11 protein-coding genes are annotated in these 13,412 nt (G+C 73.1%); 2 read left to right on the top strand and 9 right to left on the bottom strand.

Annotated elements, in window-relative coordinates:
* Positions 1 to 40 precede the first annotated feature (40 nt).
* Positions 41 to 754, top strand: a complete 714-nt coding sequence (locus ACZ6EM_RS12425; RefSeq protein WP_401043657.1) for a hypothetical protein — start codon at positions 41 to 43, stop codon at positions 752 to 754.
* Positions 755 to 948: 194 nt separating this feature from the next.
* Here the strand turns inward: ACZ6EM_RS12425 and ACZ6EM_RS12420 are convergent, their stop codons facing one another.
* On the bottom strand, positions 949 to 1,137 hold the full coding sequence (locus ACZ6EM_RS12420) for a hypothetical protein (RefSeq protein ID WP_359898072.1): 189 nt from the start codon (positions 1,135 to 1,137) through the stop codon (positions 949 to 951).
* 161 nt (positions 1,138 to 1,298) lie between these two features.
* Here ACZ6EM_RS12420 and ACZ6EM_RS12415 point away from each other — a divergent pair, with 161 nt between their 5' ends.
* A complete protein-coding gene (locus ACZ6EM_RS12415; protein ID WP_465772327.1) occupies positions 1,299 to 2,141 on the top strand; it encodes an HAD family hydrolase in 843 nt (280 codons plus the stop codon).
* A gap of 103 nt (positions 2,142 to 2,244) precedes the next feature.
* On the opposite strand, the gene ACZ6EM_RS12410 is transcribed toward ACZ6EM_RS12415, so the two are convergent.
* From ACZ6EM_RS12410 to ACZ6EM_RS12375, 8 genes are all read right to left on the bottom strand, one after another.
* Positions 2,245 to 3,162: a phosphate ABC transporter ATP-binding protein gene (locus tag ACZ6EM_RS12410; RefSeq protein ID WP_401043653.1), complete on the bottom strand. Its 918-nt coding sequence runs from the start codon at positions 3,160 to 3,162 to the stop codon at positions 2,245 to 2,247.
* Positions 3,163 to 3,185: 23 nt separating this feature from the next.
* Positions 3,186 to 4,097, bottom strand: a complete 912-nt coding sequence (locus tag ACZ6EM_RS12405) for a sortase (protein ID WP_359898076.1) — start codon at positions 4,095 to 4,097, stop codon at positions 3,186 to 3,188.
* On the bottom strand, positions 4,094 to 5,911 hold the full coding sequence (locus ACZ6EM_RS12400) for a phosphate ABC transporter substrate-binding protein PstS (protein WP_401043650.1): 1,818 nt from the start codon (positions 5,909 to 5,911) through the stop codon (positions 4,094 to 4,096). The genes ACZ6EM_RS12405 and ACZ6EM_RS12400 overlap by 4 nt, the downstream gene beginning before the upstream one ends.
* Before the next feature lie 38 nt (positions 5,912 to 5,949).
* Positions 5,950 to 7,188 carry a phosphate ABC transporter permease PstA gene (gene pstA / locus ACZ6EM_RS12395; protein WP_359898080.1) on the bottom strand — a complete coding sequence of 413 codons (1,239 nt, stop codon included), beginning with the start codon at positions 7,186 to 7,188 and terminating at the stop codon, positions 5,950 to 5,952.
* A 109-nt stretch (positions 7,189 to 7,297) separates the two neighbouring features.
* Positions 7,298 to 8,329, bottom strand: coding sequence for a phosphate ABC transporter permease subunit PstC (pstC, locus tag ACZ6EM_RS12390; RefSeq protein ID WP_359898082.1), 1,032 nt, complete (start codon positions 8,327 to 8,329; stop codon positions 7,298 to 7,300).
* A gap of 112 nt (positions 8,330 to 8,441) precedes the next feature.
* A complete protein-coding gene (locus ACZ6EM_RS12385) occupies positions 8,442 to 10,922 on the bottom strand; it encodes a hypothetical protein (RefSeq protein ID WP_465772326.1) in 2,481 nt (826 codons plus the stop codon).
* Between the two features lie 385 nt (positions 10,923 to 11,307).
* Positions 11,308 to 11,901 (bottom strand): hypothetical protein, encoded by a 594-nt coding sequence (locus ACZ6EM_RS12380; protein WP_387693984.1) that lies wholly within the window; start codon positions 11,899 to 11,901, stop codon positions 11,308 to 11,310.
* Between the two features lie 237 nt (positions 11,902 to 12,138).
* On the bottom strand, positions 12,139 to 13,182 hold the full coding sequence (locus ACZ6EM_RS12375; RefSeq protein ID WP_465772325.1) for a PstS family phosphate ABC transporter substrate-binding protein: 1,044 nt from the start codon (positions 13,180 to 13,182) through the stop codon (positions 12,139 to 12,141).
* Positions 13,183 to 13,412 lie beyond the last annotated feature (230 nt).

The raw sequence follows: 13,412 nt of genomic DNA, 5'->3' as shown, positions 1-13,412 counted from the left end.
ACGAGGACGCAGCAGGCGTCCCGACCAACAGGGGGACCAGATGACCGAGAACCAGGCCGTCCAGCAGAAGTCCGTTCGCCGCAACCGGGTCGCCGCCGCGGCCTGCTTCGCCGCCGCACTGATCACGGTCGGCGTCGTCGGCACCCAGTCGGCCAGCGCCGACGGGGCCGCGCGCAACGCCGCGCACCCCACCGCGGTCGCCGCCCACCCGGTCACCGCCGCCCACCCGGCCGCGGTCGCCGCCGGACTCGGCTCCGCCGACCTCGTCCAGAGCGAGGACTTCCCGCAGGGCCTGAACCCGGTCGGCGCGACCATCGCGCTGACCGGACGCGAGGGGCTGTCCGCGTGCTCCGGCGAGGAGACGATGCGCGACCTGACCAAGGACAAGGCCACCGCGTACGCGTCCGTGACCTGGACCTTCGACACCGACGGCCGACTGTACGAGTCGGCCGCGAGCGCCTCCACCGGGACCGAGGCCGCCACCTGGGAGCAGCAGCTCGTCGCGCTCGTTCAGGACTGCCAGGACGAGCCCGCCGGCCACTGGCACTACGGCGCGGCCCACACCCTGACCGTCACCGGCGGCACCGCCCGCTGGTACCCGGCCTACAACGGCGACGGCACCGTCAGCGGCGGGGTCGCGGTCCTGCGCAGCGGCACCAGGGTCGCCGTCGTCGAGCTCACCGGCCGGCGCACCGACGCCCCGACCTACGTCGAAGGCATCGCCGCCGCGGCACTGAACCGCCTCTCCTCCTGAACGACGGCCCCGCTCCGCCCGCGCCGCCGGGCGGAGCCGGCCCCGAACCACCCGGCACGCACGTACGACGGCGCGGTCGGGGCCAGGAGCATCCGAGGCTGCGTGCGGACCCCGCGGGTCCCCTTCCACGTCGCCGCCACCGGCCCGCACGGGCCGAGGCCGACGGCCGCCGCGCGGGCGCCCGCGCGGCGGCGCTACGGGTGCGGGCGGGTGCGCTGGGCGGGCAGGGACGGGGCGCAGGTGCGACGGGCGAGTTCGGCGAGGGTGTGGAAGAGGACGTCGCCGAGCAGGACCGGGTCGCGCGAGGCGTCGGACGCCCGCGGGTCGCGGGTGTCGGGGCGGGCGGTCGGGGGCGGCTGGTCGCGGAGCTGGCGTGTGGGCATGGCTCTTCCTGCCGACGGGGTGGCCGTGGGCAGTCATGCCCGGCGCGGCCGGCCGGGCACCCCGGGGCCGGGGGGATCGGCCGGAAACGGCGTACGAAGGGCTTGATCACGGCGGGGACGGCCGGTGGCCGCGGGGCCGGGCCGGTGACCCTGCCGCGCCGATGGGCGAAGATGGACCGGTGACCGAACCCCGTACCGCGCCCCGCCTCATCGCCACCGACCTGGACGGCACCCTGCTCTGCTCCGGTGGCACCGTCACCGACCGCACCGCCGCGGCGCTGGCGGCGGCCGAGGCGGCCGGGGTGCAGGTGGTGTTCGTGACCGGGCGGCCGCCGCGCTGGATGCAGCAGGTGAGCCCGCACATCGGCGGCCACGGGGTGGCGATCTGCTCGAACGGCGGCGCGGTGGTGGACGCGCGGCGCGGCGAGCTGCTGGAGACCTTCCCGCTGCCGGTGGAGACCACCCTGGCGGTGGTCGAGGCGCTGCGGGCCAAGCTGCCCGGCACCGCGTTCGCCTTCGAGCACCCGGGCGGCTGGGCCCGCGAGCCCGGGTACGCGGTGCCGATGTGGGGCGACGAGCTGGAGCACGAGGTCGGCACGGCGGAGGAGCTGCTGGGGGCCGGTGGGTCGGTCCGGGGCCTGTTCAAGCTGCTGGCCAAGCACCCGGACCTCGATCCGGACAAGTTCCTCGCCGAGGCCAGGGAGGCGGCCGGGCACCTGGCCGAGATCACCCGCTCGGCGGCGATCCCGCTGCTGGAGATCAGCGCGCCCGGCGTCACCAAGGCCAGCACGCTGGCCCGCTGGTGCGCCGGGCGCGGGATCGACCGGAGCGAGGTGGTGGCCTTCGGCGACATGCCGAACGACCTGGAGATGCTGGCCTGGGCCGGCACCGCGTACGCCGTCGCCAACGCGCACCCGCAGGTGCTGGCGGCGGTGCCGCTGCACACCCTGAGCAACGAGCAGGACGGCGTCGCGGCGGTGCTGGAGCGGCTCCTCGGCCGGTAGGACATCGGGAACCGCTCCGGCCGGGAACGGCCGGAGCGGTCGGAACGGTCGGAACGGTCGGAACGGTCGCAGCGGTCGCAGCGGTCGCAGCGGTCGAACCGGCCTAGCCGAAGCGGCCGTTGACGTAGTCCGAGGTCCGCTGGTCGCGTGGGCTGCCGAAGATCTGCTCGGTCGGCCCGGCCTCGACGATCCGCCCGGGGGTGTCGTGGGTGGCCAGGAAGAACGCGCAGGTCTGCGAGACGCGCTGGGCCTGCTGCATGTTGTGGGTGACGATCACGATGGTGAGCCGCCCGCGCAGTTCGGCGATCGTCTCCTCGACCCGCCGGGTGGAGGTCGGGTCGAGCGCGGAGCACGGCTCGTCCATCAGCAGGATGTCCGGCGAGACGGCCAACGACCGTGCGATGCACAGGCGTTGCTGCTGGCCGCCGGAGAGCGCCCCGCCCGGGGTGTGCAGCCGGGTGGACACCTCGTCCCAGAGCCCGGCCCGGCGCAGGCTGGTCTCGACCAGGTGCCGGCGCTCGTCCTTGGACACCTTGATCCCGGCCAGCTTGAGCCCGCTGGAGACGTTGTCCTGGATGGACATCGCCGGGAACGGGTTGGGCCGCTGGAACACCATGCCGATCCGGCGCCGCACCTCGGCGGGCCGGCGGCCGGGCCGGTAGACGTCGTCCCCCTCCAGCAGCACCTCGCCGGAGAGGGCGGCGCCGCGCACCATCTCGTGCATCCGGTTGAGGATCCGCAGGTAGGTGGACTTGCCGCAGCCGGACGGGCCGATCAGCGCGGTGACCTCGCCGGCCGGCATCGCCAGCGAGACCCGCTCCAGGACCTTGCGGCTGCCGAACCAGGCGGAGACGTCGCGGGTCTCCAGTCCGGCGAGCGGCTCGTCGTCGGGGTGGCCGTCCGCGTACCGCCGGTCGGCGTACGGAGCGGGGGCGACCGGGGGGAGGGTGATGGTGTCGGCGACCGGGTCGGCCGGTGAGGGGGCCGCCGGCGGGGTTTCGGTCAGTGGTGCGTCGGTCATCGGAACGGTCCTCCGGGCGCGCGTCAGTAGAGGTTGGGCAGCAGGGCGGCGGCGTTCTCGTAGACCGCCCAGAGCAGCGCGCCGACCACCGGCGCGAGGCTCAGGTACGCGGCCGAGCGCCGCCAGTACCGGGCCAGCAGCAGGGCGCCGGCCACCGCGCCGAGCAGGCCGAGCGACCACAGCTGGAGCGTGGCCAGCGCGCCCTTGTCCGCGGCCAGTGCCTTGTCGTACGGGACGGTCGCGGGCCGGCCGCCGGGGTTCTGCTGCGGGTCGCCGTCCAGCCGGGCGCCGATCAGCACGGTGGAGCCGGGGATCCAGTCGGAGTCGCCGGTGACCAGCACCATCCGGTTGCGGGCCTGGTCGACGATCGGGTGGTCGCCGTCGCCGTACACGTTGACGGTGTAGGTGAACGTGCCCTGGCCGGTGGTGGCTTCGATCTTGTCGCCGACCCGCAGCCTGGACAGCTCGGCGAACGGCGCGCCGAAGGTGGCGCCGCGGCCGAAGACCACGGCGACCCCGCGCTGGCCGGGCAGCGCGGTGTCCCGGCGGTGGCCGGGGCCGCGCATCAGGTCCCGGCCGGTGGTGCCCTCGACCACCACGGCCCGGTGCAGGCCGATCGCCGGGATGTCCAGCAGTGCCACCGGGTCGCCGTCGGCGGCCGCGCCGGTCGGGGCGACCGCCCGGGCCAGCTGGTCGCGGAAGGTCTTGTACGCGGTGGACTGGTAGTGCTTCTGCTGGACGTGCGAGAGCGTGAACAGGTACCCGACGAAGCCGAGCACCAGCGCCGCGGCCAGGCTGACCGCCCAGGCGCCCTGGAGGAACCGGCGCCGCCCGGGGGAGACGGCGGGCCGGGCCGGGGCGGCGGGCCCGACGGGGGCGGCCGGCTGCTCCGGCGCGCTCACCGCGACCGGCTTCTCCAGCACCGGGGCCGTCACGAGGTACCGCCCGAGCCGTTGCGGCGGCGCAGCAGCCGGCGGCCGAGCAGCGGCGGGACGAGCACCACGGCGAGCAGTTCCAGCGCGGTGAGGGAGGACAGCATCCAGTCCTCGGGCTTGCCGCTGACCTCGACCACGTTGGCCGCCACCTCGGTGGCGGCGCCGCCGCGGCCGCGGGCGACCACCTGGCCGGTCTGCGGGTCGACCACGTCCTCGGTGGCGTCGCCGGCGCCGGGCGCGTTCGGGTCACCGCCGGCCGCGCCGCCGGCCGCGTTCGGGTCGCCGGCACCGCCGGCCGTTCCCGCGCCCGCACCGGTACCGGCGCCACCCGCGCCGCCGCCGGTACCGCCTCCGGAGCCACCGGACCCGCCGGTGCCGCCGGAACCGCCCGCCGCACCGCCGGAGCCGCCGGCCGCGCCGCCGGAACCGCCCGCGCCCGAACCGGTCTTGACCGGCTGGCCGTTCTGCACGGTGCAGTCCAGCGGGGTGCCGGCCTTGTCGCAGGGGCTCGGCATCGGGGCGTTCTTGAGGACGGTCAGCTCCCCGGCCGAGTTGAAGGTCGGGTTGGCGCAGTTGGAGAGGGTGTTCGGGTCGACCGGGCTGGCGTTGCCGGGGATGTTCCTGGTCTGCAGCAGACCGCCCTTGACCAGGCCGCGCGGGATCGGCGAGTAGCCGAGGTCGTCCGCCTTGCCCTGGCCCTCGCACAGCACGTACGAGAGGAAGCGGCTGAGGGCGGAGCCCTTGTCGTTGTTGAAGCGCGGCGGCGGCGGGTTGGCCGCCCCGGCCCGCGGCACGATCAGGTAGCTGTAGCTGGAGATCGGGTAGGCGCGCGGGTCGTCCATGGTGTAGACGCCGTCGAGGTTCTGCTGCAGGTAGTTCGGGTCGTCCGCGGGGGTGCCGTCGTCCACGCCGCGGATCTTGGCGGCGGTGAGCGCGACGGCGACGTTGGAGGCGGTCGGCAGCGAGTAGTAGCCGGCCTGGTTGAGCACCTTCACGACCGGCCAGTTGCTGCGTTTGGCGAACGCGTACTCGTCGTAGCCGATGGTGCCGACGTTGCCCGGGGACTTGATGTAGCCGGCCACCACGTCGGAGCCGTTCTGCGCGACCATCCGGCCGGACGGCGGGAAGAACTCGGTGTAGTCGCCGCAGCTCACCCCGTTGACCGCCTTGCAGTAGGACTCCCACTGGTCCTTGTGGGTGTGCTCCATCCAGCGGGTGAACTGCGCGGTGGCGCCGGAGCCGTCGGAGCGGATCACCGGGGTGATCTGCAGGTTGGGCAGTGCCTTGCCGTAGTCACTGGTGACCTTCGGGTCGTTCCAGTTGGTGATCTTGCCGGTGAAGATGTCCACGATGGTCTGCGGGGAGAGCCGCAGGTCGCGGACCTGCTTGCCGCCGACCACCAGGTTGTACATGAAGGTGGTGCCACCCGCGGTGATCGGCACGTAGGAGTAGCCGTAGACCGGGTTCTCCCGCTCGCCGCCGCCGTTCGCGTGGCCGTTCTGCCCGAGGCCGGTGTCCGGCGAGGAGCGGAACGGCACGTCGGAGGCGGTGAAGTCGTCCTGCCCGATCGACCACTGGGTGCGGCCGGCCGCCGAGCCGACCGGGTTGAAGTTGATCTGGATGCCCTGCGGGGACACGTCCTGGCGCCACTGGTCGATGGCGGGGCCGGCCCAGCTGGAGCCGTCCGCGCTCAGCGAGATCGAGGCGGCGTGGGCCGGGGTCTGCCCGATCAGCAGGGAGGCCGTGGCGAGCGACAGGGACATGGCCCCTGCCAGCAGCCGGGCCGTGGAGCGCCTTGCGGCCTCCCGGAACATGTGAACTCCTCGGGGACGGAGGGTGGTTGGTCCGGACATCAGTGCTTCGCCTGCGAGTGGAGGGCGTACGGACGGGCGATGGCGCCGAGCGCGGCCGCCTCCTGTCGACGGGCGTCCCGGTCGATCCGGCGCTTCTGGGCCCGGGTCAGCTGCCCGGGCCGGCGGCCGCCGAGCACGCGCGCGGTGACGAACAGGACCAGCACGACGCCCATCAGCGTCAGGCCGGCCGCGAAGCCGCGCGCGATCATGCCGTCGTACGGCTGCTTGACGTAGTTCCAGATGTAGAGCGGCAGCGAGACCTGGTGCCCCTCGAAGGGGTTGCCGTTGAACTGCGAGGTGAAGCCGGAGGTGAGCAGCACCGGCGAGGTCTCGCCGACGCCGCGCGCCATGCCGAGCACCACCGCGGTCACCAGGCCGGGCCGGGCGGTCGGCAGCACCACGTTCCACACCGTGCGCCACTGGCTGCCGCCGAGCGCGTACGAGGCCTCGCGCAGGGTGCCGGGCACCAGCCGGATGACCACCTCGGCGGCCCGGGTGACGATCGGCATCATCATCACGGTGAGCGCGAGCGAGGCCGCGAAGCCGCTCTTCTCGAAACCGAAGGTGATGATCACGACGCCGAGGATGAACAGGCCCGCCACGATGGACGGCAGCGCCGTCATCGCCTCGACCAGGGTCCGCACCGGGCGGGCCATCCGGCCGCCGACCTCGGACATGAAGACGGCCGCCGCGATGCCCAGCGGAACGGCGAACAGGGTCGCCAGGCCGAGCTGTTCGAGCGAACCGACGATCGCGTTGAGCGCGCCGCCGGAGGTGAGCTGGTCGAGCGGGCCGGTGTGCTCCATCGACTCGGTGAAGAAGTTGAGGTGCTGGGCCGCCTCCCAGCCGCGGCTGGCGACGTAGCCGATCTGGTCGGCGATCAGCGCGACCACCAGCAGCCCGGAGCTCCAGGCGACCACGGCGACCAGCCGGTCCCGCACCATCATCGGGTTCCACTGGAGCCGGCCGAGCAGGTAGTAGCCGGCCAGGAAGAGCAGGTACCAGCAGAGCAGGAAGCCGAAGGCGCCGCTGAACGGCAGCACCCGCTCGTACAGCACCCAGTCCAGTGCGAGCGAGCCGGCCGTCGCGCCCGCCACGGTGAGGACGTCGTCGCGGGTGACGCCGCCGATCCGGAGCTTCTTCTCGGGGCCCGGGGCCCCGGCCGCGGCGGGCCCCGGGGGCGCGGGCTCACCGGCGGGCCCGGACACCGCGACCGGCGGCAGGTCGAGCGTGGTCATCGGATGGTCCCTTCACGGTTCGGGTGGCTGCGTGGGCCGGTCGTCGCCCCGCGGGCGGGCGTCCGTGGACAGGCCCTGTCCCCGCGGGCGGTTCGGGGGTTCGTCATGCTCAGTCCGCCGTCGCGGCGCCGGAGCGCGAGCGGTTGATGACGACCCCGGCCAGCACGTTGACCAGCAGGGTGAGCGCGAACAGCACCAGACCGGCGGCCATCAGCGCGGAGAGCGACAGCGAGTCCGACTCGCCGAAGCGCAGCGCGATCAGCGCGGAGATCGAGTTGGCGCCGTTCTCCAGGATGTGGGTGATGGCCTTGAAGTTCGGCGAGATGATCAGCGCGACGGCGATGGTCTCGCCCATCGCGCGGCCGAATCCCAGCATCACCGCGCCGATGACGCCGCCCTTGCCGAACGGCAGGACCACGGCGCGGACCATCCCCCAACGGGTGGAGCCCAGCGCGTACGCGCCCTCCCGCTCGCCCTGCGGGGCCTGGGAGAAGACCTCCCGGCTGAGCGAGGTGACGATCGGAATGATCATCAGGGAGACCACCACGCCGGCGATGAAGGTCGAGGAGGTGTACGAGGTGCCGATGTCGCCGATGCGCACCTTGAGGAAGGGAATGGCGTCGCCCAGGTGGTTGGCCATCCAGCGGACGAAGCCGATGATCCGCGGCTGGAGGAAGAACAGGCCCCACAGGCCGTAGACGATGCTGGGGATCGCCGCCATCAGGTCGACGAGCGAGATCAGCGCGGCGCGCAGGCGCACCGGGGCGTACTCGGAGATGAAGATCGCGGTGCCGAGTGCCACCGGGACGGCGATGACCAGCGCGATCACCGCGATCAGCAGACCGTTGGGCAGGACGGCGGCGATGCCGAAGTTGTGGGCGGCGGTCTGCCACTTCTGCTCGGTCAGGAAGGACCAGCCGACCGCGCGCAGCGCGTCGGTGCCGCGCAGGACCAGGAAGAAGGCGATCAGTCCCATGATCGCGAAGACCGAGAGGCCGGCCAGCCGCAGCACACCGCGGAACACCCGGTCACCCGGGGTCGCGGGGGCGGTGATGGTGCGCGGGACGTCCTGATCGGGCCCGTGGTCGGGTTGGCGTGGCGCCCCGGCGTACGGTGCCGCGGGCTCGGCGGCGGATGTCATGTGTGCTCTCCGTGCTCGGGAACGGGCGTGCTCGGTGAGGGTCCGGGGCGCTGCCTCGGCGGGAGGAAGCGCTCGGCGGGGCCGGAACGGCGGCCCCGCCGAGCGCGGGTTCCTACTTGCGGCGCAGCCGCGACCACTGGGTGCGGGCGCCGGTCAGCACCTTCGCCCCGGCCGGGGTGCCGCCGAGGAACAACGCGGCCGGTCCGCCGACCAGCAGCACCAGGCCGGCGATCAGCGCGACGGGCAGCAGCAGCCGGGCGGTGCCGGGCCGGTCGGGCACCGGGGTGCCGACCGGGGCCGCGGCGAGCGGGCCGCCGGAGGGCGCGGCGCTCGCGCCGGGCTTGCCGCCGGCCGCCGCACCGGGGGCCGCGGCGCCGCCGGCCGTGCCGGTCCCGGTGGAGCCGGTGGAGCCGGTGCCGGAGAGCCCGCCGCCGGACAGGCCGCCGGAGGAACCGAAGCCGGTGCCGCCGGAGTTGCCGTCCGCGCTGGTGGTGCCGGTGCCGGAGGTGCTCACCGGGCTGGTTCCGTCGACGGTGCCGCCGGAGCCCGAGCCGCCGTTGCCGCTCTCCGGGGTGCCCGGTTCGGGGTTCCCGGCCGGCGGGGCGGTCTGGTTGCCGGGCAGCTTGCCGTCCTGGGCCTCGACGTGCTGGACGGCCTGCTGGGCCTGCTGGCGCTGGGCGTTGTTCAGGGCGAGGAAGCCCTGGGCCAGCTGGCCGGGCGCGATGCCGTAGGTCTGCCCGGTGGTGGTCACCGTCTTGAGGAAGCGGGAGATCACGGCCGCCTTCGCGGCGGGCACCCCGCCGGTCGGGACCATCGCGTACTGGACGTAGCTCAGCGGGTACGCCCGCTGGTCACGGGAGAACGCGGTGTCGGGCGTGCCGTAGGGCAGCTGCTGGACCCCGGTGGCGGGGTCGGTCGGCATGTCGGCGACGGCGGCCTGGAAGCCGGCCGTGGACGGCGACACGTAGGAGCCGGCCGGGTTGAGCAGCGTGGCCTCGGGCAGCGAGAACGCCTTGGCCTGGGCGGTGTCCATGATGGCGAGCATCATGCGCTGGCCGGCCGGCTGCGCGGCGCAGGCGTCGTGCCCGCCGTTGGCGTTGTAGGTCGGCTGCTGGCAGTTCGGGCGGTTCTGGACCTGGTTGCGGGCGACCCGGGAGAGGCCCTCGGTGGAGGGCACCCACTCGAACTGCTTCCAGTGCGCCGTGTCGGCGCCGTCCTGCGGCGTGCTCGTCCCGGACATGTCCTGGGGCTGGAAGGCCTCGGCCGGGTAGCCGGTGAACCGGGGCTTCAGGTAGAAGCTGTCGACGTGCATGCCCCACGGGTCCGGCTCGCCGTCGAGGAAGCGGGCGGCGTCCGGGTCGGCCGCGATCCACGAGGTCAGCAGGTAGGTGAAGTCCGTCGTACCGCCGGGGACACCGGGGAAGATCGTCAGGGCTCCGCCGCAGCTGGTCGGCCAGCTGATCCCGTTCTCCGGGGTCTCCGGGTTCAGCTGCCTGAACTCGGGGTCGGTGAAGAGGCAGATCGGGTTGCCGGCCACGGACGGGATGTCGGCACCGGGCGACGCGTAGGACTGGGTCAGCAGTTTGGCCAGCAGCCGCGCGTTCAGCTTCATGTCCTTGATCTGCCGACCGGTGTTCGGGTCGTCGACGACGAAGGTCACGGAGATGCCGGTCGTCGCCAGCGGGGCGTAGACGTACGGCCGCGGGGGCGGTGACGTGTCCGGCCGGGCCGTCAGCGCGAGGTCGATGCTGCTGCTGCCGCCCAGGAAGGCCGACCGGGCCTGCGGCTCGCCACCGGCCGGGATGTAGCCCACGGTCATCGGGGACTCGCCCAGGCACAGGCCCGAACGCCACTGCTGCATCGCCCGGTTGGCCATCTCCAGGCCGGCGGCGCCGAAGTCCTGGGCGCTCGCGACGCAGGAGTCCGGGGTGGGCGCGAAGGAGAGCGGGACCACGGTCCGGTTGAGCCAGGCGCACTGCTCGCTGGTGCGGTTCTTGGTCTTCGAGTTGATCCGGCCGGGCTTCATGACGCCGTCCGAAGCGGCGTTGTAGAACCTGTCCTTGTCCATCCGGTGGTCGTTGCAGTCGGCCTTGCCGCCGCGGATGTTGTACAGGTCCGTCGGGTCGCCGCCGTAGTTCGGCTCGACCACGATCGAGCAGGGGTGGGTGGCGTCGCAGCCGAGCGTGGTGCTCTCCTTGGCGCTCCACACCTCGATGGAGGCGGTGCCCGAGCCGTCCGGGCCGGTCGGGGCCAGCACCATGTTCGTGGGCCAGTCCGGCGTCTCCGTGTGCACCGGGCGGGCCGGCTGCTCGAAGCCCGCCTCGCGGTCGCCGCCGTAGAGGGTGCTGCCGTAGCAGTCCGTCACGGCGGGGTCGGTTCCGCGACACTGGTAGACCCGGACCGCGTACAGGTTGAGGGTCGACTCCACGGGCGTGGTCGTCACCGGGCCGCCGCTCTGGGTGACGGTCGGCGTGAAGCCGCTCCAGGAGACCTGGAGCACCTGGTTGGTCAGGTTGGCCGTCTGGGAGACCGTCACACTGCCCTCGTCGCCGTACGTTCCGGCGGCCGGGATCCACACCTTCGGACCGGTCACGGTCGTCGAGGAGTCGGCGTGAGCCTGCGGCGCCGCGCCCAACCCGATCGGAATGACAGCGAGCGCCGCCACCACCGCCTTGGCGAGGGCCAGGGCCGGTAGTCGACGGCGCCACCTTCCCCGACCTCTTCGGTCGGGTACGCGGGTTCTCATGCGAGGCCTCCGGGAGATGCGGGCCGCCGAGGGAGCGGCGCGAGGGCGTCGGATCGCGCTGGGGACGGACGATTCCGTGCGTACTATTCGGCCAGCCGGACATGGCGGGATCCGGTCGGCCAGGTGTACGAGACCACAACGCGGCGACTCCGTACCGGAGTTGGAAGATCCGCATGCGGCGGGCCCGCGCCGAGGCGCGGGCCCTCCGATCTGCGGCCGGGTGGAGCGGGGATCAGCTCGCCGGGGTGAAGGACAGCGCGAGCGAGCCGATCTGCTGGCCGCCCTTGAAGTACGTGGTGCCGAGGTTGGTGTCCAGGTAGTTCGCGCCGGCCGCGTCCACCTGGAAGCTGGAGGAGTTCAGGGTCTGGGTGGTGCCGGTGCGGCCGATCACGTTGTTGCCGCGCGGGTCCAGCAGCGGCACCGGGGTGGTCGAACCGTTCGGCACGGCGGTGAAGTAGCCCTTGGCCACCGAGAAGTCGAGCTGCTTGAAGGTCACGCTCTTGCCGGTCGAGAGGTTGATGAAGAGCAGACCGCCGCCGAACTGCACGTGCCCGTAGAAGCCGGGGATGTTCGCGGCGCCGTCGGTCACCGGGAGCGTCACGGTGAGGCCGGTGTCGGCGTCGAGCTTCGGGTCGGCCGGCTGCAGCGGGATGACCAGGATGCCGTTGAGCGCGGCGTCCGCCAGGAAGCTCACGTCGGTGGTGATCACGGCCTGGCCGGAGGCCGGGGTGGCGGTGGTGTCGGCGACGGCCGCACCGCTCACACCGGTCAGGGCGAGGACGACGGTGGCACCGGTCGCGGCGAGGCGGGCACTGATGCGGGACATGCCGAACTCCTTGGGAGAGGGAGAGGAGAGGTGATCGGTGGTGCGGTTCGAGGAAGCTCGTGCGGGGTGGCGCCGCCGCGGGGCGGAACGCGGCCGGCGGCACGGCCGGTGAGGGTGCCGGAGGGACGGTCCCGGCTGTACGGCCGTGGTGCGCCCTGCTCCCCGGTCCGGGGGTTCGGCCGGGCCGGCGGCCGCAGGGGCGAGGCCCCTGCGGCCGCCGGTGCGGTGCGGGTTCGATCAGGAGTGGGTGACGCTGCCGCAGGCGAAGGGCGAGAGCGGCAGGAAGCCGTAGCTCTGGATGTCCGTGGCACCGTTGGTGCAGATCCAGCCACCGGCGCCGAAGATGGCGCGCAGGGCGGTGCCGTGGGCGTCCGTGGCGTTCCACTCGGCGTCACGGAAGACGTTGTAGACCACGCGGCCGTACTGGGTGGCCACGAAGGTGTCGCTGATGACCTTGTTCACGGTGTCGACCGGCGCCTTGCCGTCGATGTTGCGGATGGTCAGCGGGCCCTGGACGTCGGCGCCGGTGCCCTTGCCGAAGTACACCTGGCCGATGTAGTGGGCGACGGAGTAGGGGACCAGCGCGTTGGCGTCGTTCAGCTGGGTGTCGCTGCCCTGGTTCTCCTGGACGCTGCTGTTGACGCAGGCGCCCGGGGTGAGCGGGGTGACGCCACCGTTGATGGCGGTCAGGAAGAAGGAACGGGTGCCCGAGCCGGTCTGCGGCAGGAAGGGCTTGATCGTGACGTTCGGGAGCGACGCGCTGATCTGGTTCCACTTGGTGACCGTGCAGGAGTAGATGTCCTTCAGGTTCGCCGTGGTGAGGTTCGCCGGGGCGTTGCCACCGGTCTTGGCGGCCCAGGAGACCGCGTCCTGCGCCAGCGCGACGAAGTCGTCGGTGGTCGGGTCGGTGGCCACCGGGCCGCGCGAGGAACGGGCGAAGTCCACGGTGGCGCTGGTGTTGGCGTTCAGCGCGGTGATGCCGGCGCCGGAGCCGTTCGGGCGGGTGATCGCGGTGGCACCGGTCTTGGTGGTGATGGTGCCGGCCGGGATCGCGTCCCAGCTGTAGAGGCGCGGGGAGGTGGAGCTGGTCAGCGACGCGTTGTAGTCGGCGGCGAGCTGGTTCAGCACCGACTGGGTCGTGTCGGAGCCGACGCCCACGATGTCGATGGCGCGCGGGGTGACACCGGTGGCCGGGTCGGCGACGGCGGTGCCGCCGACGACGGTGGCGAGGGAGGTCGCCAGCGCGGCGACGGTGAGCAGCTTGGCAGCGGTCTTACGCATGTTCCTCTTCCTCCGGGGGAGAGACGTACATCGCGTGAAACCCGTACTCCGTTCGGGAGTTCGGGGCCGTGTGGCCGCGTCCGCTGCGGCCTCGCCGGCAGTGCCGATCCTGTCCGCCGGGGAGGTTCCGCCGGAAGAGAGGTCGAGCCCGGCCGGTGAATGTCGACTCATCGGTTCGGCGAGGTTTAGCCACTGGTCAGCGTGCACGTGACAGGGGCACTGCCGGGGCT

The organism is Kitasatospora sp. NPDC041917 (genome assembly GCF_055589745.1).
Note: the sequence above shows the minus strand (reverse complement) of the source record. Positions and strands in the feature narration are given on the sequence as shown.